22 protein-coding genes are annotated in these 25,042 nt (G+C 43.8%); 3 read left to right on the plus strand and 19 right to left on the minus strand.

The window, feature by feature from the left end; translation table 11 throughout:
• Window positions 1-115 precede the first annotated feature (115 nt).
• From JSY36_RS16090 to JSY36_RS16135, 10 genes are all read right to left on the minus strand, one after another.
• Window positions 116-1,252, minus strand: coding sequence for a metal ABC transporter solute-binding protein, Zn/Mn family (locus JSY36_RS16090; RefSeq protein ID WP_236785016.1), 1,137 nt, complete (start codon window positions 1,250-1,252; stop codon window positions 116-118).
• A 277-nt stretch (window positions 1,253-1,529) separates the two neighbouring features.
• A complete protein-coding gene (locus JSY36_RS16095; protein ID WP_205167134.1) occupies window positions 1,530-2,003 on the minus strand; it encodes a hypothetical protein in 474 nt (157 codons plus the stop codon).
• A 139-nt stretch (window positions 2,004-2,142) separates the two neighbouring features.
• On the minus strand, window positions 2,143-3,432 hold the full coding sequence (locus JSY36_RS16100) for a dihydrolipoamide acetyltransferase family protein (protein WP_336511506.1): 1,290 nt from the start codon (window positions 3,430-3,432) through the stop codon (window positions 2,143-2,145).
• Between the two features lie 21 nt (window positions 3,433-3,453).
• Window positions 3,454-4,437 carry an alpha-ketoacid dehydrogenase subunit beta gene (locus JSY36_RS16105; protein ID WP_205167135.1) on the minus strand — a complete coding sequence of 328 codons (984 nt, stop codon included), beginning with the start codon at window positions 4,435-4,437 and terminating at the stop codon, window positions 3,454-3,456.
• Between the two features lie 4 nt (window positions 4,438-4,441).
• Entirely contained in the window at window positions 4,442-5,437 is a 996-nt protein-coding gene (locus JSY36_RS16110; RefSeq protein ID WP_122896525.1) for a thiamine pyrophosphate-dependent dehydrogenase E1 component subunit alpha, read from the minus strand.
• A gap of 34 nt (window positions 5,438-5,471) precedes the next feature.
• Window positions 5,472-6,896 carry a dihydrolipoyl dehydrogenase gene (gene lpdA, locus JSY36_RS16115; RefSeq protein WP_205167136.1) on the minus strand — a complete coding sequence of 475 codons (1,425 nt, stop codon included), beginning with the start codon at window positions 6,894-6,896 and terminating at the stop codon, window positions 5,472-5,474.
• 19 nt (window positions 6,897-6,915) lie between these two features.
• Window positions 6,916-8,043, minus strand: a complete 1,128-nt coding sequence (gene buk, locus JSY36_RS16120) for a butyrate kinase (protein ID WP_236785039.1) — start codon at window positions 8,041-8,043, stop codon at window positions 6,916-6,918.
• Window positions 8,044-8,113: 70 nt separating this feature from the next.
• Window positions 8,114-9,214 (minus strand): branched-chain amino acid dehydrogenase, encoded by a 1,101-nt coding sequence (bcd, locus tag JSY36_RS16125; protein WP_205167138.1) that lies wholly within the window; start codon window positions 9,212-9,214, stop codon window positions 8,114-8,116.
• 100 nt (window positions 9,215-9,314) lie between these two features.
• Window positions 9,315-10,217 (minus strand): bifunctional enoyl-CoA hydratase/phosphate acetyltransferase, encoded by a 903-nt coding sequence (locus JSY36_RS16130; RefSeq protein WP_236785019.1) that lies wholly within the window; start codon window positions 10,215-10,217, stop codon window positions 9,315-9,317.
• Window positions 10,218-10,395: 178 nt separating this feature from the next.
• Window positions 10,396-12,459: a sigma-54 interaction domain-containing protein gene (locus JSY36_RS16135; protein WP_205167140.1), complete on the minus strand. Its 2,064-nt coding sequence runs from the start codon at window positions 12,457-12,459 to the stop codon at window positions 10,396-10,398.
• A gap of 202 nt (window positions 12,460-12,661) precedes the next feature.
• Here JSY36_RS16135 and JSY36_RS16140 point away from each other — a divergent pair, with 202 nt between their 5' ends.
• Window positions 12,662-12,901, plus strand: a complete 240-nt coding sequence (locus JSY36_RS16140; RefSeq protein ID WP_122898485.1) for a DUF2627 domain-containing protein — start codon at window positions 12,662-12,664, stop codon at window positions 12,899-12,901.
• A gap of 970 nt (window positions 12,902-13,871) precedes the next feature.
• Here JSY36_RS16140 and JSY36_RS16145 read toward each other — a convergent pair.
• From JSY36_RS16145 to spo0A, 4 genes are all read right to left on the minus strand, one after another.
• Window positions 13,872-14,678 (minus strand): hypothetical protein, encoded by an 807-nt coding sequence (locus JSY36_RS16145; RefSeq protein WP_205167141.1) that lies wholly within the window; start codon window positions 14,676-14,678, stop codon window positions 13,872-13,874.
• Window positions 14,648-15,328: a glycosyltransferase family 2 protein gene (locus JSY36_RS16150; RefSeq protein ID WP_205167142.1), complete on the minus strand. Its 681-nt coding sequence runs from the start codon at window positions 15,326-15,328 to the stop codon at window positions 14,648-14,650. Before JSY36_RS16150 ends, JSY36_RS16145 begins: the two co-directional genes overlap by 31 nt.
• On the minus strand, window positions 15,318-16,424 hold the full coding sequence (steA, locus tag JSY36_RS16155; RefSeq protein ID WP_205167143.1) for a putative cytokinetic ring protein SteA: 1,107 nt from the start codon (window positions 16,422-16,424) through the stop codon (window positions 15,318-15,320). Before steA ends, JSY36_RS16150 begins: the two co-directional genes overlap by 11 nt.
• Before the next feature lie 148 nt (window positions 16,425-16,572).
• Window positions 16,573-17,364 carry a sporulation transcription factor Spo0A gene (spo0A, locus tag JSY36_RS16160; RefSeq protein ID WP_122896516.1) on the minus strand — a complete coding sequence of 264 codons (792 nt, stop codon included), beginning with the start codon at window positions 17,362-17,364 and terminating at the stop codon, window positions 16,573-16,575.
• Between the two features lie 311 nt (window positions 17,365-17,675).
• On the opposite strand from spo0A, the gene JSY36_RS16165 reads away from it, so the two are divergent.
• Together JSY36_RS16165 and JSY36_RS16170 are read left to right on the plus strand one after the other, a co-directional pair.
• Entirely contained in the window at window positions 17,676-17,897 is a 222-nt protein-coding gene (locus tag JSY36_RS16165) for a helix-turn-helix transcriptional regulator (protein WP_122896515.1), read from the plus strand.
• The gene (locus tag JSY36_RS16170) at window positions 17,894-18,367 is read left to right on the plus strand and encodes a hypothetical protein (protein ID WP_205167144.1); all 474 of its coding nucleotides are present in this window, start codon (window positions 17,894-17,896) and stop codon (window positions 18,365-18,367) included. Before JSY36_RS16165 ends, JSY36_RS16170 begins: the two co-directional genes overlap by 4 nt.
• 20 nt (window positions 18,368-18,387) lie before the next feature.
• Here the strand turns inward: JSY36_RS16170 and spoIVB are convergent, their stop codons facing one another.
• The 5 genes from spoIVB to dxs all read right to left on the minus strand — a co-directional run bounded on the left by spoIVB (window position 18,388) and on the right by dxs (window position 25,036).
• The gene (spoIVB, locus tag JSY36_RS16175; RefSeq protein ID WP_205167145.1) at window positions 18,388-19,662 is read right to left on the minus strand and encodes a SpoIVB peptidase; all 1,275 of its coding nucleotides are present in this window, start codon (window positions 19,660-19,662) and stop codon (window positions 18,388-18,390) included.
• A gap of 303 nt (window positions 19,663-19,965) precedes the next feature.
• A complete protein-coding gene (gene recN / locus JSY36_RS16180; RefSeq protein ID WP_122896513.1) occupies window positions 19,966-21,666 on the minus strand; it encodes a DNA repair protein RecN in 1,701 nt (566 codons plus the stop codon).
• 26 nt (window positions 21,667-21,692) lie between these two features.
• Entirely contained in the window at window positions 21,693-22,142 is a 450-nt protein-coding gene (ahrC, locus tag JSY36_RS16185; protein ID WP_122896512.1) for a transcriptional regulator AhrC/ArgR, read from the minus strand.
• A 170-nt stretch (window positions 22,143-22,312) separates the two neighbouring features.
• Window positions 22,313-23,125, minus strand: a complete 813-nt coding sequence (locus tag JSY36_RS16190) for a TlyA family RNA methyltransferase (RefSeq protein WP_205167146.1) — start codon at window positions 23,123-23,125, stop codon at window positions 22,313-22,315.
• 21 nt (window positions 23,126-23,146) lie between these two features.
• Entirely contained in the window at window positions 23,147-25,036 is a 1,890-nt protein-coding gene (gene dxs, locus JSY36_RS16195) for a 1-deoxy-D-xylulose-5-phosphate synthase (protein ID WP_205167147.1), read from the minus strand.
• Window positions 25,037-25,042: the final 6 nt, after the last annotated feature.

The raw sequence follows: 25,042 nt of genomic DNA on the forward strand, positions 1-25,042 counted from the left end.
ACACTCCTTTATAATAGCCTGAATTTAATTTTACACTGTATAGGATGATTTACCAAGTGTCTGCGTTTATTTTCCTAAAAAAAGAAGACCCGCAACAAATGCGGGTCGTGTATTATTAGTCGTGAAGAGCTGTTTCCAGCACCTCGATGTTTCGTCTCATCAGACTGAAGTAATCTTCTTCATTTTCCACATCTTCTTCTGTCAGTGCTTCCAGGTTATGAAGCCAGAGATCTTCTGCTCCGATTTGTTCCCTGACCGTTTCAGCGATGTTTGTTGGAATGTTCTGTTCAAACATGATGTAATTAATGCCTCTGTCTTCAGCAAATGTAATTGTTTCCTGTACCTGCTGAATTGAAGGCTCATTGTTAGGGGACAATCCTGAGATCCCAACCTGGTGAATGCCGTACCGGTCATCCCAGTAGCCGTACCCGGCGTGAGACACAATAATTGTCTCCTTGGTTTTGTTGTCACTCATTTCCTGAAACTCTTCATCAAGCTCAAGGAGATCTCTTTCCAGTTCCTCAAAGTTTTCTGTGAAATACTCTTCAGACTCCGGACGAAGTTCAATGAGTGCCTCTTTAATATTCTCAGCAAGGTCTACCGCACGGACAGGGTCGAGCCAGATGTGAGGGTCCTGATCACCATGACCGTGATCATGCCCATCCTCGTGGCCATGCTCATCTTCCTCATGACCGTGATCGTCTTCTTCGTGACCGTGTCCATCTTCCTCATGGCCGTGATCGTGATCATCCTCGTGGCCGTGTTCATCTTCTTCATGGCCGTGATCGTGATCATCCTCGTGGCCGTGTTCATCTTCTTCATGGCCGTGATTGTGGTCATGGTCGTAATCAATAAGATCCACTCCGGCTGAGGCCTCAATGACTTTTACATTTTCACCATCAAGAACATCTTTAATTGAACTTGCAAAACCTTCGAATCCTGCACCGTTATAAACAAAAAGATCTCCATCTGCAACACTGATCATTTGTTGTGCTGTTGGTTCAAAGGTATGAGCATCGGCGCCGACAGGTACAATATTTTCAACCTCTACCTGCTCACCTCCAACTTTCTTTGCAAAGTCCTCCAAAGGATAAAGTGTTGTATAAATGAGCAGAGGATCTTCCGCTTCCTCTGCAGTGTCCTCTCCGTCCGTTTGTTGTTCCTCTGTAGCATCCTCCTCAGCGCCGCAAGCTGCTAAAAACGCTGATGCAGCGAGCATTGTTGATAATAATCCAGCCTTAACCCTTTTCAATTTAAGATTCCCCTTTCGTAACGATTCCGTTTTATTAACCAAGTGTATTGTATCGGATTTGTTACGATTTGTAAACAGTAATAATTATGATTTGTAATATTATCTCTGTTATCCTTGGGGGCTATGGAATTTATTTCATCTTTACCGGTGGTAAATGTAGGTTTATCGACTTTATTATTTTTTTATACGTTTTAACAGCTCCTTCACCTCCAGAGCGCTCTTCCACAATCACTCCAAGCAAAAAGAGGGAAGACTCCTCCTCCTCCCTCTTCATCCACTACTGTTCTGTTTTCACATGGTTCTTTAAATAGTCGTTCATTTCTTTTTGTAAGGCGAGGAGATCTGGAAGAACGTCTTTAATTGCTTCATCATTCCGTTCCTTTACCGCTTTTAGAAAGCTCTCCTGCACCATTTCGTGTTTCTCTTTCCACGCTTCACCCTTTTGTACGTGATCTTTCAGTTTTCCTTCTTTCTTCAGTTCTTTGTATTTTTTTATCAGAGACTCGCGCTCATTTACGATCAGACGCCATTCTTCTTTCAATTCAGGCTGATACCTGTCAATAAGCAGATCATAGTAGAAATTAAAGTGTGGTCTGAGAGCGTCGTGCCGAAGGTAATACTGATGGTAAACGTTATTTTCATGGTTGTCCCTCTTTACTGCAGGGGACGGCTCCTCTGCGCTTGTATTCATGGGACTGATAAGTGAAAATGCGATTACAATTATCATCATAAGAGAAACCACTCTGTTCATCGTTAACACCTTCCTTGCAAATTGGATATGGATAGTTTTCCAATCAAATTCAAGATTATGCTATTCCATACAGTGCAACATTGTTTGAAAACACAAAAAAGCTGCCAAGAGGTTTTCCTCTTAACAGCTTTTCTATTACTTAATATAAGCTGATATTCTCTTCGTTCATTGTTTCGAGCGTTTGTTTTACGTCTGCCATGAAATTTCCGCAGATAAGACCATCTAGTACACGATGGTCAAGGCTCATACAGAGATTCACCATATGTCTTACTGCGATCGCATCATTATCCAGTACAACCGGTTTTTTCACGATTGATTCCACACTCAGGATTGCTGCCTGAGGGTGGTTAATAATTGGCTGGCTCATTACCGAACCAAAAGAGCCTGTATTGTTAACGGTAAATGTACCGCCCTGCATGTCAGCCTGGCTCAGGCTGCCGGACCGTACTTTGCTTGCAAGAGTATCAATCTGTCTTGCCAGCCCTTTTATGGATTGTTCATCTGCATGCTTAATGACAGGAACAAACAATGAATCTTCCGTAGCTACTGCCAGAGAAATGTGTACATCTTTGTGGCGTAGAATTTTATCCCCCTGCCAGCTTGAATTTATCTGCGGGTATTTCTTAAGTCCATCTACAACCGCTTTTACGAAGAATGGCAAAAATGTAAGCTTCATGTCTTCCTGCTCTGCAAATTGGTTTTTCACTTTATTTCGGTACTTCACAAGGTTTGTGACATCCACTTCCACCATCATCCAAGCATGAGGTGCTTCGTGCTTGGATTTAACCATGTTTTGGGCAATCGCTTTACGAACACCCGAAACAGGAATTTCTTCAACACGGCCGCTTACGACCGGCTCAGGTGCTTTCGATGCCTTTGGCGCTTGCGGCGCATCTGAAACGGTTTCAGTTTGCTGCGTCTGATGCTTCGGTTCTGCTGACTTCGGTGCCGTATCTTTAGAAGGAACAGAGCCGCTGTCAATTAACGTCTGAAGGTCTTTTCGGGTAATTCTGCCCCCGCGGCCTCTTCCAGTAACCTGTTCAAGGTCAATGCCATGCTCCTGAGCAAGGCGTAATACAGCAGGAGAATAACGTTTTTTATTAGAAGTATCTCCTTCTTCTTCAGCCTCAGGCTCCCCGCCCGCTTCAGAAGCAGGTGCATCATTTGTTTCTTCCTCCGGTGCTTCCTCACCTTCGACACTGATGGTACAGATAACACCGCCAACCTCAATTGTTTCATCTTCGTCTGCGACAAGTTCTGCAATTGTACCTGTAAATGAAGACGGTACTTCTGCATTCACTTTATCTGTCATTACTTCCGCAATCGGATCGTATTTATTAACGTGATCGCCCGGCTGGACCAGCCATTTTGATATTGTTCCTTCTGTAACACTCTCCCCAAGCTGGGGCATTGTGATTTTCGTTGCCACGGTTTGGTACCTCCAGTTCAATTAAAATTCGGCTAAATCCCTCATTGCCGCTTCTACTTTATCAGGGTTGACCATAAATTCTTTTTCCATCGTCGGTGCATAAGGCATTGACGGTACATCAGGTCCGCAAAGACGGCGGACAGGTGCATCAAGATCAAAGAGACATTCTTCTGAAATAATGGCAGATACTTCACTCATGATGCTGCCTTCTTTGTTGTCTTCTGTAACAAGCAGGACTTTCCCTGTTTTCTTCGCAACTTCCACAATTGCTTCACGATCAAGCGGGTACACAGTCCGTAAATCAAGAATGTGTGCACTGTATCCGTCTTTTTCCAGTTTTTCAGCAGCCTGCATGGCAAAGTGAACACAAAGGCCATAAGTTATTACGGTAATGTCTTCCCCTTCGCGCTTCACCTCGGCTTTTCCAATCGGCAGTGTGTAGTCATCTTCAGGTACTTCCCCTTTAATAAGACGGTACGCACGCTTGTGCTCAAAAAACAGAACCGGGTCATCGTCACGAATCGCAGCTTTTAAAAGACCTTTTGCATCATAAGGAGTTGAAGGCATTACAATTTTCAATCCCGGAACATTTGCAAACAACGCTTCAACTGACTGTGAATGATAAAGAGCTCCGTGAACACCGCCGCCATATGGTGCGCGGATCGTAATCGGGCAGTGCCAGTCATTGTTTGATCGGTAGCGGATTTTGGCAGCCTCTGAAACAATCTGGTTTACAGCAGGCATGATGAAGTCAGCAAACTGCATTTCGGCAATGGGACGCATGCCGTACATAGCGGCTCCGATTCCTACTCCGGCAATGGCAGATTCAGCAAGCGGAGTATCAAGTACACGATACTCGCCAAATTGTTCATAAAGTCCGTTTGTAGCTCGGAAAACACCTCCGCGCCTTCCTACGTCTTCTCCCAGTACAAAGACGTTTTCATCTCTTTCCATTTCTTCTTTTATAGCCAATGTAATTGCTTCGATGTAAGATTTAACCGCCATCGTGTCACTCCCCTCCATAAACGTGATCGTATGCCGTCTTTGCATCAGCGTATGGCGCTTTTTCAGCATAGTCTGTTGCTTCGTCGATCACTTTTCTCAGTCTGTCTTTAAGTTCTTTCTCTTTCTCTTCAGTAAGGATACCGGCATCACGTAAGTAATCGCCAAATGTGAAGATGGCATCCAGTTTTTTTGCTTCTTCCACTTCAGACCGCTCACGGTACACACTGTCATCATCATCACTTGAGTGTGGTGTCAAACGGTAGGAAATAGTTTCAATTAAAGAAGGTCCGTCCCCGCGAACTGCTCTTTCACGGGCATTTTTCACTGCTTCATACACTGCAAGAGGATCATTACCGTCCACTGTTTCTCCGTGAATCCCGTATCCGATAGCACGGTCCGATACTTTTTCACATCTCAGCTGCTTGTCATAAGGAACAGAAATGGCATACTTATTGTTTTCACACATGAAAATACAAGGGAGATCGTGAACACTTGCAAAGTTAATTCCTTCGTGGAAGTCCCCCTGGTTGGAAGACCCTTCCCCAAAAGTGGTAAAACTTACGAAATCCTGGTTTTTCACTTTTGCAGCCAGGCCGAAACCTACTGCATGAGGAACCTGGGTTGTAACCGGAGAAGATCCTGTTACGATCCGGTTCTTCTTCTGCCCGAAGTGACCAGGCATCTGGCGTCCGCCGGAGTTTGGATCCTCTGCTTTCGCGAATCCGGAAAGCATGAGTTCTTTTGCCGTCATACCGAATGTAAGGACAACACCCATATCACGGTAATAAGGCAGCACGTAATCTTTCTCTCTGTTCAAAGCCATGGCAGCTCCAACCTGGGCCGCTTCCTGTCCTTGACAGGAAATAACAAACGGGATCTTACCTGCCCGGTTAAGTAACCACATTCGTTCGTCAATCATTCGTGCAAGGAGCATCTGCTCATACATTTCAAATACATCTTCGTTGGACAATCCTAATTGTTCATGGCGCTGTTCTGCCATTGTAGTCCCTCCTTCTATTCGTTCGTTCATTTGCTTATCCATGGATGGCCTTCCCATCAACTGCAAGAGCGGCTTCACCAATTGCTTCAGACAGGCTCGGGTGGGGGTGGATGGTTTCTGCCACTTCCCAGTGTGCTGCATCAAGTACTTTAGCAAGGGCTGCTTCAGATATCATGTCTGTTACATGAGGACCGATCATATGAACACCAAGTAAATCGTCTGTTTTTGCGTCGGACACAAATTTTACAAAACCTGTTGTGTCACCATACACAAGGGCTTTTCCGATAGCTTTAAAAGGAAATGTCCCTGTTTTTACTTCATATCCTTTTTCTTTTGCTGCTTTCTCCGTAAGGCCTACGTTCGCTACCTCTGGAGAAGAATAGGTGCATTTTGCAACCATGTCAGCATCGATAGGATGGGCATCCTGGCCATTCATATGCTCAACAGCTGCTATTCCTTCATGTGAAGCTACATGTGCGAGCTGCAGACCACCAATTACATCACCGATGGCATAAATGTGAGATTCTTTTGTCTGATAGTGTTCGTTAACAGCAATGTAACCGTTCTCAACCTGGATATCCGTATTTTGAAGACCGATATCATCAACGTTGGCAGCCCGACCGACAGATACAAGCACTTTCTCGCTCGTCACTGCCTTCGTCTCTCCTTTATGCTCATAAGGGACAGTCACTTGTCCATCCTGCTCTTCAACCTCACCGGAAAGAACCTTGGCATCCGTGATAACCGTAATTTTTTTCTTTTTTAAGGCTCGCTTCATTTCTTTTGAAATATCTTCATCTTCAAGAGGCAGAACGTGCGAAGCATACTCAAGAACCGTAACTTCTACTCCGAAATCAGACAGCATGGATGCCCACTCTATCCCGATTACTCCGCCTCCGATAATGGTGATTGACTGGGGAAGTGATTCCAGTTTTAATGCATCATCGGATGACATGATGGTTGTTCCGTTTAACTCAAGACCCGGAAGCGTTTTCGGGTGGCTTCCGGTAGCTATCAGAACATTCTTCGGAACAAGCATTTCATTGTCCGTTCCATCAAGGTTTTCTACACTAATCGTTCCGGGTGACGGAGAAAAGATCGAAGGACCAAGAATCCGGCCGTGACCTTTAAAAACATCGATTTTTCCTTTTTTCATTAAATGCTGAACACCTTTATAGAGCTGTTCAACAATTCCCTCTTTGCGCTTTTGAACCTGACTGAAATCAAGAACCGGCTCACCGGCGGTCACACCAAAATCTGCACTTTTTTTAACAGTCTGAAAAACCTCGGCACTGCGAAGTAATGCCTTACTTGGTATACACCCGTTATGTAAGCATGTCCCGCCCAGTTTCCCTTTTTCAACAATTGCCACTTTTATACCGAGCTGGGCTGCGCGGATGGCGGCTACATAGCCGCCGGTCCCGGCCCCTAAAATGACTAAATCATAATCTTTTGACATAATATACTTTTCCTCCTCTTCAGCTGAAATCTGCCGTGTTTTTCACTTTCGTTTCAGCATATACTTTTGCTGTTTCTTCTTCTCTGAGCACCCGGAGAGCTCCTTCTGCCAATGCTTCAAGCTCGTTCTCCCCAGGCTTTACAATAACATCCGAAATCCAGTGAATTCGTTCAATAATCCGGTGGATAAAATCTTTTCCATAAGCAAGACCGCCTGTAAGAATGATGGCATCTACTTCACCTTTTAAAACTGCTGCCGAACCTGCAATTTCCTTGGCAATCTGATAGGCCATTGCATGATACACAAGCTCCGCCTTGTCATCCCCGGAAGCAATCCGCTTCTCCACTTCAACGGCGTCATTTGTCCCGAGGTAACCGACCAGGCCGCCTTGTCCGACAATTTTTTTCATTACTTCATCGGAATAATATTCTCCGCTAAAGCACATAGCAACTAAATCGCCTGCCGGAACTGTCCCCGCTCTTTCAGGAGAAAACGGTCCTTCCCCGTGAAGCCCGTTGTTTACATCAATGACTCGTCCACCTTTATGGGCACCTACAGTGATGCCTCCGCCCATATGGACGACAATGAGATTCATCTCTTCATATTTACACCCTTTTTCTTTTGCTGCTTTTCTGGCCACGGCCTTTTGGTTGAGTGCATGAAAGATGCTTTTCCTTTCAAAGTCAGCAAATCCGGACACTTTTGCCAGTTCATCCATTTCGTCAACCACAACAGGGTCGACAATATAAGAAGGAATGTTCAGCTGTCTTGCAATTTCATTTGCCACAATTCCTCCGAGGTTGGATGCATGCTGTCCGGAGTATCCTTCACGCAAATCCTTCAGCATGAGGTCATTCACTTCGTAGGTTCCACCTTCTATAGGCCTGAGAAGCCCCCCTCTGCCTACGACGGCAGATAATTTGGATAAATTGATTCCCTGATTATCGAGAGTCTCCAAAATCATCTGTTTACGAAATGGATATTGATCGATGATGGAATCATAGTTTGCCAATGAATCACGATCATGACGAATCGTTTCCTCCATGATTGCTCTTTCATTGTCAAAGATGCCAATTTTCGTAGATGTTGAACCTGGATTGATCGCTAAAATTCGGTATTCTCTATTCTCCACTTCGCTTACCTCCATCAAGTTAAAACCAAGCTTTCCGCCAAAATGGCGGAACCTTTTCTTTATTCAGTGAGTCACGTCCCGGTAATTATTTTCTTCCCCGGCTGATGATGCTCATACTATTTTGCAGGAACTGCTTTCTTGACTTACGCATCGTTTCAATACGCTCTTCTGCCATTCTGTCAGCTGCAACATAAGTTGGAATGTTATCACGTTTTGCAATTTCAAAGATCTTGGAAATGTTATCGTAAATAGTCTCCACCTTCTTCATTGCCCGCTCACGGTTATAGCCATTCAGTTCATCCGCTACATTAATAACGCCACCGGAGTTAATGACATAATCGGGAGCATAAATCATCCCTTTTTCTTCAAGAGCATCACCATGCCGTGTCTCTTTTAGCTGGTTGTTTGCTGCACCGGCAATGACTTTTGCTTTAAGCTGTGAAAGGGTTCCATCATTAATTGTTGCTCCAAGGGCACAAGGTGCATAAATGTCACAGTCCACACTGTAAATATCGTTGATGCCTACACTCTCTGCTCCAAACTCCTCAACCACTCTTGCTACAGCCTCTTCATTAATATCTGTAACAATCAGTTGTGCTCCTTCTTTATGGAGGTGACGGCAAAGGTTATAGGCAACATTACCAACACCCTGGACTGCCACTCTTTTTCCTTCAAGGGAGTCTGTACCGAAGGCTTCTTTTGCGGCAGCTTTCATACCCACATATACACCATAAGCCGTTACCGGGGATGGATTGCCCGAAGAACCGAATGCCGGGGAGATACCTGTGACAAACGGTGTTTCCTGGTAGACTAAATCCATATCTTCTACGGTCGTACCAACGTCCTCTGCTGTAATATAGCGGCCGTTCAGCCCTTGAATATACCGTCCGAAAGCACGGAACATGGCTTCGTTTTTATCTTTACGAGGGTCGCCGATAATTACTGTCTTACCGCCTCCAAGATTTAAGCCCGCTGCTGCGTTTTTATACGTCATCCCTCTTGCAAGTCTGAGAGCATCTTCAAAAGCATGCTCTTCTGATTCATACGTCCACATCCGTGTTCCGCCAAGTGCAGGTCCGAGCGTTGTGTCGTGGATGGCAATAATCGCCTTCAGCCCTGACTGCTTATCCTGACAGACCACAACCTGCTCATAATCATACGTTTCCATATCTTTAAATAGTTCCATTTTTTCTTCCTCCTCATATTCCCGGTCACTTTCTCCCCGGATTCCAATATTTATTATTGATCATTCCATTAAAGGCTGGACATTTTAACCCCTTTAAGGCTCAACCTGCCGAGCCGACAGCAACAGCAATGGAAAGAAGCTTGCTTTCCGTTGAATCTGCCCTTGAAGTTAAGACAATGGGTGCCTTGGCACCGGTAATGATTCCTCCTACTTCTGCATTTCCAAAGATGGTTAGGGACTTATAGAGAGCATTACCTGTTTCTATAGCAGGCACCACCAGAATGTCAGCATACCCCGCTACGTCAGAGTGAACCTTTTTCTGGCGGGCTGCTTCTGGTGATACTGCGATATCAAAGGCAAGAGGTCCGTCAATCGTACAACCGGCAATCTGGCCTCTTTTATTCATCTGGGTAAGTACTGCAGCATCAAGTGTAGCCTGCATTGCAGGATTTACTGTTTCGACAGCCGCCAACGCAGCTACTTTCGGTGTTTTGATACCGATACTCTTTGCCACGTCCACCGCATTTTGTGTAATCGCAATTTTTTCTTTTAAATCAGGTGCAATATTCATAGCAGCATCTGTCACGAACAACAGTCCGGTCCGTGCCGGGAGATCAAACGCAGCTACATGAGATAGAACATTCCCTGTGCGCAGCCCATTCTCTTTATTCAAAACAGCTTTTAGGAGCGTAGAAGTTCCAACCATGCCTTTCATAAGTACATCAGCGTCACCTTTACCCACAAGTCCGGCTGCAATCATTGCCGATTCCTGCTCGGTTTCACTGTCAATAAACTCACATCGTTCAATTGCGGATAAACCTGTTTGTTCTGAGAGATCTTTCATAAGCTCTAATGGACCGACAAAAATAAACGAAGCAATCCCGTATTCCACAGCCTGTTTTGCAGCAAAAAACAACCCTTTATCTGTTGCGTGTGCTACTGCTACTTTTCTTTCACTTCTGACAGATGACTGTATTTCTTTAAGTAAGTCTTCAAAAGTCAACGTAAACCCGCCTTTCATATATGACGATGATCCACCTGAATTATAATGCAAAAACCATGCCAACTAACCAGAGACGGAAACCGCTTACAGTTCGCGGGGTTTATTCGACAAATCAATTGTGGGTATACGCAAATTTTTTCATACCACGCAAGTAATTGCACGCAATTTGGTGTGAAAATCATCTTTTGATGGATAGTTTGTCCATCTTATAATATAAATTACGGATGGATAACCCGAGGGCCTGAGCCGTTTTTGTTTTGTTGCCGTTGCATACAGACAAAGCTTCTGCAATAATCTGTTTTTCCTTCTCTTTCATTTGATCTGCCAGGCTTAGGATTTCTCCATTTTCAAAAATCGATTCCGTTTGATTTTCCTGGGGGATAAGGTCACTGAACCTGGGCAGGTGTTCTTTATCAATGTAATGGACTGAGAAGTGTGTATGAATCATTGCACGCCCCAGAACGTTTTCCAGTTCCCGGACATTCCCTGGCCATTGATACGTCTGAAGATGGGCAACCGCTTCTTCAGTAAGTCCTTCTACATTTCTTCCATAGTCCTGGTTTAATTTAGTTAAGAGATGCCTGCACAGCTTTTCTAGGTCTTCTTTTCTAGCCCTTAACGGAGGAATCTGAATTGGCATCCGGTTTAAACGGTAATAGAGGTCACTTCTGAATTCCTGGGTGTTCATCATTTTCTCAAGATTGACATTTGTAGCTGCCACTACCCTGACATCAATATCAAGGGTTTTCGTACTCCCTACTCTCACAACTTCCTTTTCCTGAAGGACCCGGAGCAGTTTTGCCTGAGTCTGGCTCTTTAATTCACCAATCTCATCAAGAAAAATTGTCCCGCCATGTGCTTCTTCAAACAACCCTTTTTTCCCGCCCCGTTTGGCTCCTGAAAAAGCCCCTTCCTCGTAGCCGAATAACTCGCTTTCAAGCAGGCTTTCAGAAATCGCAGCACAGTTTACTCTTACAAACTTGTTGTATTTCCTGTCACTTGCATTATGTATCGCATGAGCAAAAAGCTCTTTTCCCGTCCCCGATTCCCCTCTCAGGAGAATGGTAACAGGCGTTTTGGCAGCCATTTTTGCCTGTTCGATGGCAAAGGTAAATTCCTCAGACTGGCCAATAATATCTTCAAATGTATATTTAGCCTCAAGAGTACGGATAATCTGCTTTGCTCTCTCAAGCTCAGTGTTAAGGGTTTCCAGTTCAGATAAGTCATGGATAACACCTACACTGCCTTTTAATGTGCCATCTACAATTACAGGGGCTACGTTTACAAGGACATCCTTTTTCTTCGGACCCACTTTCATTCTCGCACCGCGGACCGGCTTTCTTGTTTTTAATACCTGAAGGTGCATACTCTCTCCTTCAGAAATGTCCGTAGTTGCGGGTTTATGAAGCACTTCCTCTTTTGTAAGACCTGTGAGGCGTGTATAGGCAGGGTTTATCATAAGTCCCTTTCCTTCTTCATTCACCACACTTATGGCATCATCTGAAGAGTGAATAATCGCTTCAAGCATTGTCTGGACACTTTTAAGATTTGTAACTTCTTCTGCCATTTCTTCTATTTCCGTAATATCTTTAAATACCCCCAGAGCACCAATAATCTTGTTTCCATCTTTTATCGGCATTCTCGTTGTAACAATCGATCTGTTTTTCTGAATGACCTGGCGGCGGTTTTGTTCGGTTTTCCCTGTATGGAGTACCCTCGGGAGTTCACTTGTGGGGAGAACTTTACTTATTTCCGTGCCCATAATATCTTCTTTGTTTAATCCTGACATCTCTTCTGCACGCTTATTAATCAAAGTGATCTTTTCATTCTGGTCGATAGCGATCATTCCATCGTGTGTAGAATCCAGGATTAGTTCGAGCTTTGAAAAGTGCTGTGTTTTTTCATATAATAACTCTTCTTTTTCTTCAATAAGGTAAAATAAGATCGAGGCTACTGAGCTCGGTATAATGGAGACCGGCCTGCCCGCAAGCTTCCTTTTTACCTGTTCGTAAAGAGCATAATCATCGGTTACTTCAATGACGGCATCTAAATGAGCAAGGTCCTGAAGTGCCTGTTCCCACTCTGTAAAAACCGGTATATTGCAGTTTCTTGCCTTTCTGCATCCGGGACTGTCTGGATTTATATCTACAACTCCTGCAACTTTTGTGTAAGCAGTATTGTAGAGTACATCAAATAATGAAGCACCTCCCCTTCCACCTCCGATAAGCAGAATTCGTTTCATACAGGCAACACCTCCATTTACAGTCTTCTACCCATTAGTTTACCCTTTATGCAATTTTTTTCATAGTAAAAGCAAGAAACAATACCGCAACCCGGGCTGGCGGATGAACCTTTTGTCAGGTTTGCGGACATGCCAATATTCGTTTAAAATAAGACTATAGTTAATGTTTTACCGAAAAACAGAAAGGAATTATCTTATGACTATACAGCGTTTTTTGGCCCTGATTGTACTCGTTATTCCCGGGTTAATCGCAGGTTACGGAATTAAATTAATGAGAGACACTGTTTTTACTATATTAAACCCTCCTTTTCCTTTTTTATTGTTGCAGTTTTTCGCAGGACTCCTTGCACTTATTCTGGGGGTATGGTTTATTGGAGGATTTATACTGCATCGGGACCGTAAGAACAACAAAGTAGCACCACGGTTTCAAAAACAGTCTTAACCTGATGCTCTTTTCGTAAATATTTTTCCTCTCAAATGGCTTCTTCAATGATTAAAGCCCTCTTAGCAGGGATCAAAGCCTTTTACTTTATTTTTTATGTTAAAAAGCAACAATTTATCCGAAACTTTGTTTTCGCATAAATTGTTGCTTTTTTCACGTCCTTAAAGGTGCAGCCTGCGTGCCTTTCGCTTTCCGTGGCGGTGCCGGAAAGCCTCCTCGTATTGCGTCCTGTGGGGTCTTGCCCGGCCCCCACAGCCACAGGAGTCTCAGGCACTGCGCCTTCATTATCTTTTACAGCAAAAACATGATATTAGGCTTGACTGATCGTAGGAAATGAGGCTGGGACATAACGAACGTGTTTAGCTGAGAACCCGAACAATGTACTAACTTAACGGATGAAATATACGTAGAGTCCTGCGGGATGAAAAGCAAAGGTGAGACCTCGGAGTGCGAAAGCACGAGGAGACTCACCAGCTTCCCGCGGAAAGCGAAGTATATTTCGGGAGCGGTTTATCAGCGCCGCTATGATTCGTTCGGATCATATAGAAACCTGTAAGCAGCTTCATGTTTAAAAGCACTCAAATAAGAATGTAAAAGAGGATGTAGCCGGAATGTTCGAGACTCCTGCGGGAGCAATGAGCGTTTACATCACGAATAAGCTGCGAGTTGCTTCGACGCAGAAAGCTGCGAAGCATAACTGGCAGAGGAAGAAGCAGTGGTGCTTCCTCACCGGCGTCCCCGCGGAAAGCGAAGGGCATTCGGGCTACATCCTGACTTCTTCTGCTTCAAATTTTTAAATCCCTTAACTTGATGGCTATGGGGGAGACCCCCGGAAGCGCAGCGCGCTGAGGATCGAGCCGCCCGTGGAAAGTGCAATGTGTGGAATTTAACACGTAACGTTTTTGAGTCTATTTTAAAAAAACGCAGGACTCACAAGGGATCAATGCCACTTCATGAGCCGCCGTCTTTATTACGAAGTGGATCTTTTTTGCCCGAAAAGATCGATAACACTTAACATTCTGGTATTCATGATCAGCTTGCTTATGGAGTACTTCTCAGCAATTAATGTAAGGAATCCGCACACCATCGTTGAGATAAAAACAAATCCGTCACTGCCTGTATGCATAATGGCAATAGTCAGGTAGGCACCGACGAGCATTGCACCGTTATCGCCGAGCATCGTCTTCTCTCCAGCTTCTTCCCTGGCCCATAACAGGAGGAGAATACCCAGTCCGCTTATTTGCGGAAACCCTGCCGAAACAACGATAACTGCCATTATCATCAGTGTGGCTGCTTTCATCACTCTTAAAGGACGGGTGTCAAGGAGGTTTACGACATGGGGAAGCAAGGTTACGAGTGGAAGATAAAAAAGGGCCTCGAGCTGGGTAATGCTCTCCCCTCTGTACAGCATTGATAAATAAAGGCCGGCAATTACAGCTCCTCCGCCTGCTTTTATAAGACCCGTCGTCACTGTACGATTCATGAAACAGTATTGAACATGCCCCTTAATTCCTTTTGGGTATGCCTTGCCGAAACGGTCATCGACCCAGCCGATCATCCAGGTGGCGAAGAGAAAACAGTAGTCAAGCATATTTATGGAAGTAAGCCCGGGCTGAACAATCTCCAATGTTACCCAGAGTAAAAATACCATGCCGAAATTGTAGGGCACATTCTTTTGACGGACATTTGGTACAGTCCATTTATTATTTATGAACATGCGCCTCGTTACACTGTAGAAGATAAGGATTAATATAGGTTTCCAGAGGTACGATGCCATAAAATACGCTCCATTTCATACCATTGTCTTGCCCTGTGAATCATTCCCCGCATGGTTTTACCGTAGGCATGATGTTCCATTTTTACAGGTACTTCTTTGATGACAGCTCCGTTTTTAAGAAGATCAAGATTGCATGCCATTTCAAAGCCGTATCTGCTGTGTCTCACATCTTCAGAAAGACTCTTCAGCCACCTTCTGTGAAAAGCCCTCTGTCCTGATAAAGGGCTTGTCATGTGTACTTGAAATCGCCGTTCAAGGACTCTTTGTGCCCGTCTCTTCATCAACCCGAAACCTTTGTTTGCTGAATCAGGAGGTAACATCGCCACCGTTACATCAGCCTCGTTCATTTTTAAGGGACGTAAAAGATTGAATGCATGTTTTGCAGTGCTTTTTAAATCAGCATCCAACAGCATTACATAATCACTCTTCGTTTGTTTTAACCCTGTTATTGCAGCCTGCGCTTTTCCTTGATTAATATGGAAACGGTACACATAATCCGTGTAGTCGAATGCAATTCTGGAAGTTTTATCAGTACTTCCATCATCAATGACCAGTATCCTGCTGACCCAATCCTCATTGCGAAGGGCACTGAGGGTTTCTCCGATATTTTTTTCTTCGTTATAAGCAGGAATTACTACATCAACTTTCATCTACGCCCTCCCCCCCCTCACCTTCCCACTCAAGCTCTTCTTCAAGAAGCCGGTGTATGCTTTTTCTTTTACCTCCCGAGTAGAAAGGACCTACAGAAGTAAGAAACTTATGAGATGCTTTAATATCACTTACTTTATCACCAAGAAAAGACCTTGTCAGAAGGGTGGAACCCATACCAGGCCGGTTTTTTTCAAGCATTTCCAGATAGCCCGTTCTACAGCCTATTGTATAGATATGCTCAGCACCTGATTTACCTGCAAGAACAATAGCCAGGTCTTCACTGACACCGGGAAACCTGCAGGTACTTGAAGTTTTACCAGCCTTTTTAAGACGGAGGTAGCCAGGACTTTCACCACTCATATAAGCATGAGCAATAAACGTGGATGAAAGAGTAAGAATGTCGTCAGGAACGGAATCCATATCCCCGATTACAAAATCCGGCACTGCTCCGGCACCCAAAACCCCTTCAGCCGCTCCATCCACTGCAAGAATGACTGTTTTCGGAGTTCTTATCATATCCTGCCAGTAAAGAAGGTCTTTCATATAACCCGGACCTCTTGCCACCACGATAACAAGCTTCCCCTCCAGCTCAGGAATTGCCTCAAGGGATTCCACACTTTTGATAAACAGTGGTAGTTCATTTTGGGCAAAGGTTAAACTGTTTTCCATAAATGCAGTAAAAGTGTGCATCTGTCTGTCATAACTTTCAGCTATACGCACCATAAGCTTTGTGGAATCCCACTTCGAGATTTCACCTGCCCTGGTCCACTGACCTTTTATTTTCCTGAAAATCTCTCTGTCTGTAATCATGATTTCAATCCCGGAATATTCGAGATCCCTCGAAGACGTTTTAAGGTCATAGACGGGAATGTGGTGTTCCAATAACAGCTTCACACCCTCATGATAAAAAGTGCCGGACATGGATTCTCCAGCATTGACAATTGCTTTAACTTCTTTTTTTATAAGAGATTCGGCTGCAACAAGGTCAATATCCTTATGATTGATAAGGGCAATGGAACGATCAGGCATATTCCTTACCAGATCTTTCGTTTTTTCACCGTAGTATCCGGCCCCAACGATGACAGGTCCATTCATGGCCATGTCCTCCTGTAAATGAGAATTACGGTTAGTATGTACGTAAGTACTTCTTTTCACTCAAACCTTGATTTTGGAAAATAAAAAAAGAACGATCCGGAGGTGTGGCCCCTTGATCGTTCTTTCAGCCATTTCTGCATGATGTCTATCAGCTGACTTTGTGTTCGATTCGGAGTTTATCAGCAACCATTGCGATAAATTCAGAATTTGTTGGTTTTGCCTTGCTTACGCTGACTGTGTAACCGAACATTTTGGAGATTGATTCAATATTACCCCGGCTCCATGCTACTTCAATTGCATGGCGGATGGCACGTTCTACACGGCTTGCTGTCGTATTGAATTTTTTTGCAATGTCGGGATAAAGTACTTTCGTAATGGAACCGAGAAGTTCGATGTCATTGTATACCATCGTAATTGCTTCCCTAAGATACATATACCCTTTAATATGGGCAGGAACACCGATTTCATGAATAATGCTGGTAATACTGGCATCCAGATTCATGGGCTTGTTTTCCTTCCTCATCCCTTGCATACTGCCTGAAGACTTCTTCACGTAGCTGGAAGCATTTCCACTCACATCACGGATTTTACCAATAAGTGTATCCATGTCAAACGGCTTAAGTATATAATATGATGCCCCTAATTCCACAGCTTTTTTAGTAACGTCTTCCTGTCCGAAAGCGGTAAGCATAATGATGTTCGGTCTTTTGGAAAGCTTTAGATTGTTCATCTTATCGAGAACTGCCAGTCCATCCAAATGAGGCATGATAATATCTAAAATAAGAACGTCCGGCTCAGCTTCCTCGACCAGATCCAAACATTCCTGTCCATTATAAGCCTTCCCGATTACTTCCATGTCTTCCTGAGAGTCAATATATTCTTCTAGTAACATGACCAGTTCACGATTGTCATCCGCTACACACACTTTTACATTTTGCACGATGTTTTTCCTCCCCATTACAATTTCGGTTCATTTGAATATAGATTCGACAAACAGAACCCAAATCCTTTTGATTTCTTATTTTTTCTAAAAAAACTTATCTTTTCTCTCGTTTTTAAGCTTATACTCTTGTTTTCGACTATATTCGATTAAAACACTGTTTATTCTTGAATGTTTGTCGAAAAATCTCTATTCATTGTAACATATTTCGCTTTAAGGTATTCCCACCGAAAAATTGTTAATTACTCTTTACATTAAGTTAAACATAGTATACACTGGAAACAATTAGAAAATGATGGAAGGGATGCCGGATGGAAGAAAAACTCTACAACCGTGTTAAAGAGCTTCGCGCAAGGAAAAGACTGACCCAGCAAGCTCTTGCTGACGATGCCGGAGTAACAAGGCAAACAATTGCAGCTATTGAAAAAGGAGATTACCTGCCTTCAGTACTCCTTGCACTAAAGATCAGTGATGTATTCTGCATGAACCTGGAGGAGGTATTTTCAATTAAGAAAGGATGGGATGAAGGATGAAAATTGCACGCGTATCCTACTTGTTTAATTTAGTCCTGTTAGCGCTGTTTGGCTGGGGAATGTTTGAGTTGTTAAATGCGAGTCAGCAGCTTGCGGGTATCGCCGAGAGTCCTGAGCCCCCCTGGGTTATGAAAATGAATCTAATGCCTATGATTGCTTTATTAGCCCTGGGTTTCATTGTTCCCTTCGTGTTTTCAAAACTTTTACCAAAAGGTAAACGGTCACTGAAACACTTACTTATTCCAGGAGAACTGTTTTCTGCTGATGAAAGAGAGGAACAGGTCATACGAATAGCATGTAAAAATGTATATATTGCTATGTGGCTGACCGTATCAATAGTTGCAGCAGTGATGACCGCCTATCCGCTTATGATATCGGTTTTTCCCCAGCTCCCGGTTCTTCTTGTGCTGTTGATCCCACTTGTTTTAATCACTACATTTCAGGTGACGGTTGAAAAGAAAATGAAGTAAAAAAAAGGCGGGCTGATTAATCAGCTCGCCTTAGCTTCGTTTTGATATATATCTACGCCGGCTTCCTGCAGCATCCACTCAATATGGCATGCATAACCGGAAGTCGGATCATTTACAAATACATGTGTGACAGCTCCGATTATTTTGTTGTCCTGTATGATCGGGCTTCCACTCATCCCTTGAACAATCCCACCAGTTGTTTCAAGGAGTTCTGGATCCGTTACTTTAATAACCATTCCTTTAGTTGCCGGAAATTTCTGCTCAGTACTGCTTACAACTTCAATTCCAAATTTCTTAACTTCTTCCCCGTTTACTACAGTCAGAATCTCCGCTGGTCCTTCTTTTACCTGATGTGATAACGCTATTTCCATTGGCTCATCCCAACCGCCATTCGCAATTGGCTCTTTAAGCGTTCCGAATATACCGAAAGCACTGTTTTTATTTATATCCCCCAGCACTTTACGTTCACTCGAAAAACGGGCTAACTTCTCACCAGGCTCGCCATTGAGCCCTTTTTCAATGGATGTTACCCTCGAGGATAGAATTTCCCCGTCATTCACATGAATAGGTTCTTTTGTATCCATGTCTGATATCACGTGACCAAGCGCTCCGTACTTTTTGGAATCCGGATCGTAAAAGGTCAGTGTACCTACACCTGCTGCTGAATCCCGGATATAAAGTCCGAGACGGTATGAATGCTCACCTTTCGCTTTTAAAGGCATGAGCTCCCGCTTAAGGGTTTCTTCTCCACGCTTCACCTCAAGCTGAATTGGTTTGTCTTCCTTACCGGACGCTTGAACAATTCCGGTAATTTCACTCATATCTTTAATTTCTTTACCGTTCATCCGGGTTATCATATCTCCAACTTCAACCCCGGCTTTTTCACCGGGTGATTTCGCTCCATTTTCCGTATCAATCAGATGATGTCCAACAACGAGAACGCCTTGCGTGTGAACACGGACCCCGATGGACTGGCCACCTGGGATAATTTTCTTCTCAGGCAAGACAGTTACATCCATCGCTTTTAAAGGAAAACCGGCCACCCCCAAATGAACTTTTCCGTTACCCGGTTTTACACCTGTTAATGTGGTTTGATCGTCTTCAGAAAATACGTCAATCGAGTCATCTGACGCAAGTACATCTAATGAAGTGTCTACGGCAAATTCCTGTGATTCAAATAATAAGACATTTGCCGGCGTGTCAACATATTGTTGAAGAGGAGGATAAAACGCAGCGCTGAACAGCAAAACAAGGAGAAATGCCCCAACGGCTTTTTTTATCATTCCATTTTTCAAATCGCTTTCACTCTCCTCGCTCCCGACCTGCACCTCCATCATGGCTGTATCTATAATGTAGCCTTGAAAAAGATCATTTATAACAGGAAGATATAGAAAATCACCTATGAACCCTGTATTTACGGGATTCCCGGAGTTATGGCCAAAAAATGTTAGTTTATCTTCTTCCACCACCGGTTTCGTTAATTAACTGAGATCATTTAAGCGCCTGGGCAAATGGAAACAACACTGAGTAAAAAACGGTGAAGTAAAAGGTATGTTCCTTTCACTTCACCGCTTATATGAGTATAATTGATAATTCCTTTAAGAAACCTGCTTCTTTTTTGTTTGTTCAGCCTGATCGAGCAGCTCTTCTGCATGCTGCCTGGTGAGCTCTGTAATTTCAACACCCGAAATCATCCGGCCGATTTCCTCTACTTTTTCATTTTCCGCAAGTGGTGTAACTTCTGTAGTTACCCGGCCTTCTTTTTCACCCTTAGCAATGAACAGATGAGTATCCGCCATGGCTGCCACTTGTGGAAGGTGAGTGATACAAAGCACCTGCGATCCGGTTGATATATGGTGAATCTTTTCTGCGATTGCCTGCGCAACTCTGCCGCTGACGCCTGTATCCACCTCGTCAAAAATCAATGCCGTCACACCCTCGTGACTGGCCAGAATCGTTTTCAAGGCAAGAATAATACGTGATATCTCACCACCAGAAGCTACTTTAACAAGAGGTTTAAGCGGCTCCCCCTGGTTAGTGGCAACCATAAACTCTACATAGTCGGCTCCGTCCTTCGTAAATGCCTTGTCTTTCTCTTCATGAAACATCACTTCGAACTTCGTTTTCTCCATATACAGAGCTTTCAGCTCTTTTTGAATATCCTTTGTTAATTTAACCGACTGCTGCTTTCTTATTTCCGTTAAATGCTTTGCTTCTACAGCAAGGTCTTTTTGCAGTGCTTCAAGTTCATTTGCCCATTTTTGAAGGTGTTCATCTTTATTTTCAAGGGTTTCAACTTCTTCCTCTATTTTTGATGCGTATTCAAGAATTGTATTGACACTCTCACCGTACTTACGCTTGAGTGTGTTAACCTCACTAAGTCTTGCTTCGATTTCATTTAAGCGTTCCGGATTAAATTCAATGTTTTCAACGTAATCACGGAGAGAAAAAGAAGACTCCTCCAAAAGATAATAGCAGCTTGCTATCGTCTCCTGAAGGTTTTTCAGTTCTGGATCAAGCTCTTTAGCATCATCCATCTGATTCAGAGCAACCATTACCCATTCCAAACCTTTATTTTCACCATAAAGGGCCTGGTGGCTGTCATGAACACGCTGGTACAGCTGCTCACTGTTTCCAAGCTTTTGTTTTTCTGCCTGCAGTTCATCATCTTCATTTGGTATGAGCCCTGCATTTTCAATTTCCTGCAACTGATATCTTATAAGATCAAGCCGCTGGGCCTGCTGCTGTTCATTAGCCGAAAGTTTGGTGTAATTTTTCTTTGTGTCAGTAAAGCGGTCATAAATGGTTTTATACTCTTCCTTCGCATCCTTGATCTTACTCTCAGCATAGCGGTCCAGTAAAAATAAATGCTTGTCCACCTGCAAAAGCTGCTGGTGTTCATGCTGACCGTGAATATCAACAAGCATCTGTCCAATCTGACGCAAACTCGCCAGTGTGACAAGCTTCCCATTAATACGGCAAATGCTCTTCCCCTGACTCGTAATTTCTCTTCTGAGAACAACCATATCGTCTTCAGAAACTTCAATTCCCAAATCCTGCATTAATGGATTAATGTCATGAGAGGAAGAAACAGAAAAGAGACCTTCAATCTCAGCACGTTTACTGCCGTGTCTTACAAACTCGACAGAACCTCTGCCTCCGATTAAAAGACCGATTGCATCTATAATGATGGATTTGCCTGCTCCTGTTTCACCAGTCAGCACCGTCAGCCCTTCTTCAAAAGGAACTGTAACATGATCAATAATAGCGAAATTTTTTATGGATAGTTCCACTAACAACGACAATCACGTCCTTTTAGGAAATTCTACAGCATGTCTAAAAATCTTTCGCTCACAGGCTCTGTATCTGTCTCCAGTCTGCAGATGATCAGAATTGTATCGTCACCGCATATCGTTCCTAGTACTTCGTTCCAATCAAGATTATCGATAAGTGCTCCTACCGCATTGGCATTACCGGGCATGGTTTTCATTACAATCAGATTGTTCGTGTGCTCAATCGAGACAAAGCTGTCCATAAGGGCACGCTTGAGTTTTTGAAGAGGGTTAAACCTCTGATCAGCAGGAAGACTGTACTTATAGCGCCCATCCATCATCGGTACTTTAACAAGATGAAGCTCTTTAATATCACGGCTTACTGTTGCCTGTGTTACATTAAATCCCGCATTACGCAGAAAAGCAACCAGGTCATCCTGTGTTTCCACTTCATTATTAGTAATAATCTCACGAATTTTAATATGTCGCTGTCCTTTATTCATACGTTCTCCTCCGTCACTTCGGTCCATCGTTTTTACTGTTGAATGAATATACTTAACGGCTAATAGTTATAACCTTCTATATGTATCTTATCTGAAATGAGCACTTTGCACAACTGGTGGCGGGTCCACACAGAAAAAGGAGACAACAGGGTCGATGTCTCCGGTGTTTATTAACGTTTTGCTTTTTCCTGGTGAGCTGTATCTACAATATTTTTTATGTCTCCATAAAAAGAGGAACGCTCATCCGTTTTCCTAAAATGCATGAGGAACTCAATGTTTCCTTCCCCTCCTCGGATAGGAGATGGAATGACATTCCGAACTTCCAAGCCGAGACTTTCAGTATATGTCACAATTTCCTGTATAACTTTCTCATGAACTTTTGAATCACGGATAATGCCGTTTTTCCCTACTTCTTCACGGCCTGCTTCAAACTGAGGCTTAATCAGGGCAGATCCTTCTCCTCCACTGGCAAGAATCTCTTTTAACGGTGGAAGAATCAGGCGCAGGGAGATAAAAGAGACATCAATGGTTGCAAATTGGGGCAGTCCTTCCTGGAAATCTTCAGGCTTTGCATAACGGAAATTGGTTCTTTCCATAACTATTACCCGTTCATCCTGTCTTAGTTTCCAGGCCAGTTGATTGTAGCCTACATCAACAGCATAAACCCTGACGGCACCATTTTGGAGAGCGCAATCAGTGAATCCTCCAGTAGAAGATCCAATATCAATGACTGTCTTTCCTTCAAGATCAAGGTCAAAAGCCTTAATGGCTCCTTCAAGTTTCAGCCCTCCCCGGCTGACGTAGGGAAGGGTCTGACCTTTCACTTCCAGTTTACAATCCGGTTTTATTTTTGTACCGGGCTTGTCAATCCGTTCATCATCCGCAAACACAAGCCCGGCCATAATTGTCCTCTTTGCTTTTTCACGTGTCTCGATCAGCCCTTTTTCAACCAGTAGGATATCGAGTCGTTGCTTTTTTTCCATAGTTGTTCATTCTCTCCGATACTATGCTCTTTGTCTTTTTCTGGGTACCAGGTTAATTACCCTCTCTGCTACATTTGCCGGCGTTAACCCGATTTCCTCCCAAAGTTGTGAGACGCTGCCGTGCTCGATATAGTGATCCGGAATACCAATACGGTCAACGGTTATGTTATGGAAGTGCTGGTCATGGAAATATTCAAGAACTGCACTGCCAAACCCGCCCATGAGAGCATGTTCTTCAAGTGTCACAACCGGCATGTTTTTCATAGCCAGTTCTCTTAGCATTTCCTCATCGAGTGGTTTGATCGAGCGGGCGTTTACAATTTCAGCCTGTATACCTTCTGCTTCAAGACGCTCTGCTGCATCCATTGCCACTGGAATCATAGTACCGAATGTAAGGATGGTCACATCTTTTCCTTCTTTCAGCACTTCCCATTTGCCAATCGGTATCTGTTTCAGGTCCTGATCCATTTTAACGCCATATCCATTTCCTCTTGGATAGCGGATAGCGATAGGACCATCATCATAAGTGACAGCTGTATAGATGAGGTGCTGTAATTCATTTTCATCCTTTGGCATCATAATGGTCATGTTAGGCAGGTGCCGAAGATAGGAAATGTCAAAAACTCCTTGGTGAGTTTCACCGTCTGCACCAACCAGACCGGAACGGTCAATCGCAAAGAATACATTTAAGTTTTGTCTGCATACGTCGTGGACAAGCTGGTCATAACCCCGTTGCAAAAACGTGGAATAAACTGCAAAAACCGGCTTCAGTCCCTGCGTGGCAAGTCCTGCACTCATTGTAGTAGCATGTTGCTCGGCAATCCCCACGTCAAACATCCTGTCGGGAAATTCCTTTGCAAAATCATCAAGTTTCGTTCCCCCCGGCATAGCGGCAGTAATTCCTACAACACGTTTATCCTGGCGGGCAACCTTTTTGAGTGTATTCGCAAATACAGCACTGTAACCGGGAGGTCCCGGTTTCTTAACAACTTCTCCTGATTCCATTTTATACGGTCCAAGACCATGCCAGGTTCCTTTTGCATCAAGTTCTGCCGGTTCGTAGCCTTTTCCTTTTTTCGTTATTACGTGGACCAGAACAGGCCCCTTCGTCTTTTTTGCATACTTCATATTTTCATGAAGGTCTTCAAGGTCGTGACCGTCCACCGGTCCTAAATAGGTAAAACCCATTTCTTCAAAAAACATTCCGGATACCAGCAGGTATTTCAGACTGTCTTTGACACGTTCAGCAGTTGCAGCAAGGCGGCCGCCAAATGCAGGGATCCGTTTGATAAGCATCTCAAGCTCTTCCTTCGCCTTTTGATACTTACCTGCTGTACGCATTCTCCCCAGCATATTATGAAGAGCTCCTACGTTGGGGGCAATGGACATTTCATTATCGTTGAGAACCACAATCAGGTCCGTTTGTTCATGACCGATATGATTGAGTGCTTCAAGAGCCATACCGCCTGTGAGGGCGCCGTCGCCGATAATGGCAACTACATTTTCATCAGTGCCTTTCAGATCTCTCGCCACTGCCATCCCCATTGCCCCGGACAAGGAGGTGGAACTGTGACCTGTTTCCCATACATCATGCATACTTTCAGAACGCTTTGGAAAACCGCACAGACCTTTATACTGCCGGAGCGTATCGAACTGATCAGCTCTGCCGGTCAGAATCTTATGGACATACGCCTGATGTCCCACATCCCAGAGGAACTTATCTTTCGGACTTTCAAAGAGCTGGTGCAACTTGAGGCTAAGTTCAACAACCCCAAGGTTCGGGCCGAGATGTCCGCCTGTAACAGACAATTTACTGATCAGGAATTCCCGGATATCTTTTGCAAGGTCCTCTAAATCTTCATTACTGTAATTTTTCAGGAATTCAGGGTCTTTAATTTTAGTTAGATCCAAGAAAAA

It is taken from the genome of Alteribacter salitolerans (assembly GCF_016901055.1).
Lineage (GTDB): Bacteria > Bacillota > Bacilli > Bacillales > Salisediminibacteriaceae > Alteribacter > Alteribacter keqinensis.

Coding starts and splice junctions, on each gene's coding strand:
- JSY36_RS16105 (WP_205167135.1), bottom strand. CDS start 4,437: ATGGCGGTTAAATCTTACATCGAAGCAATTACATTGGCTATAAAAGAA.
- JSY36_RS16190 (WP_205167146.1), bottom strand. CDS start 23,125: ATGGAAAAAAAGCAACGACTCGATATCCTACTGGTTGAAAAAGGGCTG.
- JSY36_RS16165 (WP_122896515.1), top strand. CDS start 17,676: ATGGAAGAAAAACTCTACAACCGTGTTAAAGAGCTTCGCGCAAGGAAA.
- JSY36_RS16150 (WP_205167142.1), bottom strand. CDS start 15,328: ATGAAAGTTGATGTAGTAATTCCTGCTTATAACGAAGAAAAAAATATC.
- ahrC (WP_122896512.1), bottom strand. CDS start 22,142: ATGAATAAAGGACAGCGACATATTAAAATTCGTGAGATTATTACTAAT.
- JSY36_RS16110 (WP_122896525.1), bottom strand. CDS start 5,437: ATGGCAGAACAGCGCCATGAACAATTAGGATTGTCCAACGAAGATGTA.
- steA (WP_205167143.1), bottom strand. CDS start 16,424: ATGAATGGACCTGTCATCGTTGGGGCCGGATACTACGGTGAAAAAACG.
- buk (WP_236785039.1), bottom strand. CDS start 8,043: ATGGAGGTAAGCGAAGTGGAGAATAGAGAATACCGAATTTTAGCGATC.
- bcd (WP_205167138.1), bottom strand. CDS start 9,214: ATGGAACTATTTAAAGATATGGAAACGTATGATTATGAGCAGGTTGTG.
- JSY36_RS16145 (WP_205167141.1), bottom strand. CDS start 14,678: ATGGCATCGTACCTCTGGAAACCTATATTAATCCTTATCTTCTACAGT.
- lpdA (WP_205167136.1), bottom strand. CDS start 6,896: ATGTCAAAAGATTATGATTTAGTCATTTTAGGGGCCGGGACCGGCGGC.
- JSY36_RS16170 (WP_205167144.1), top strand. CDS start 17,894: ATGAAAATTGCACGCGTATCCTACTTGTTTAATTTAGTCCTGTTAGCG.
- JSY36_RS16095 (WP_205167134.1), bottom strand. CDS start 2,003: ATGAACAGAGTGGTTTCTCTTATGATGATAATTGTAATCGCATTTTCA.
- JSY36_RS16135 (WP_205167140.1), bottom strand. CDS start 12,459: ATGAAACGAATTCTGCTTATCGGAGGTGGAAGGGGAGGTGCTTCATTA.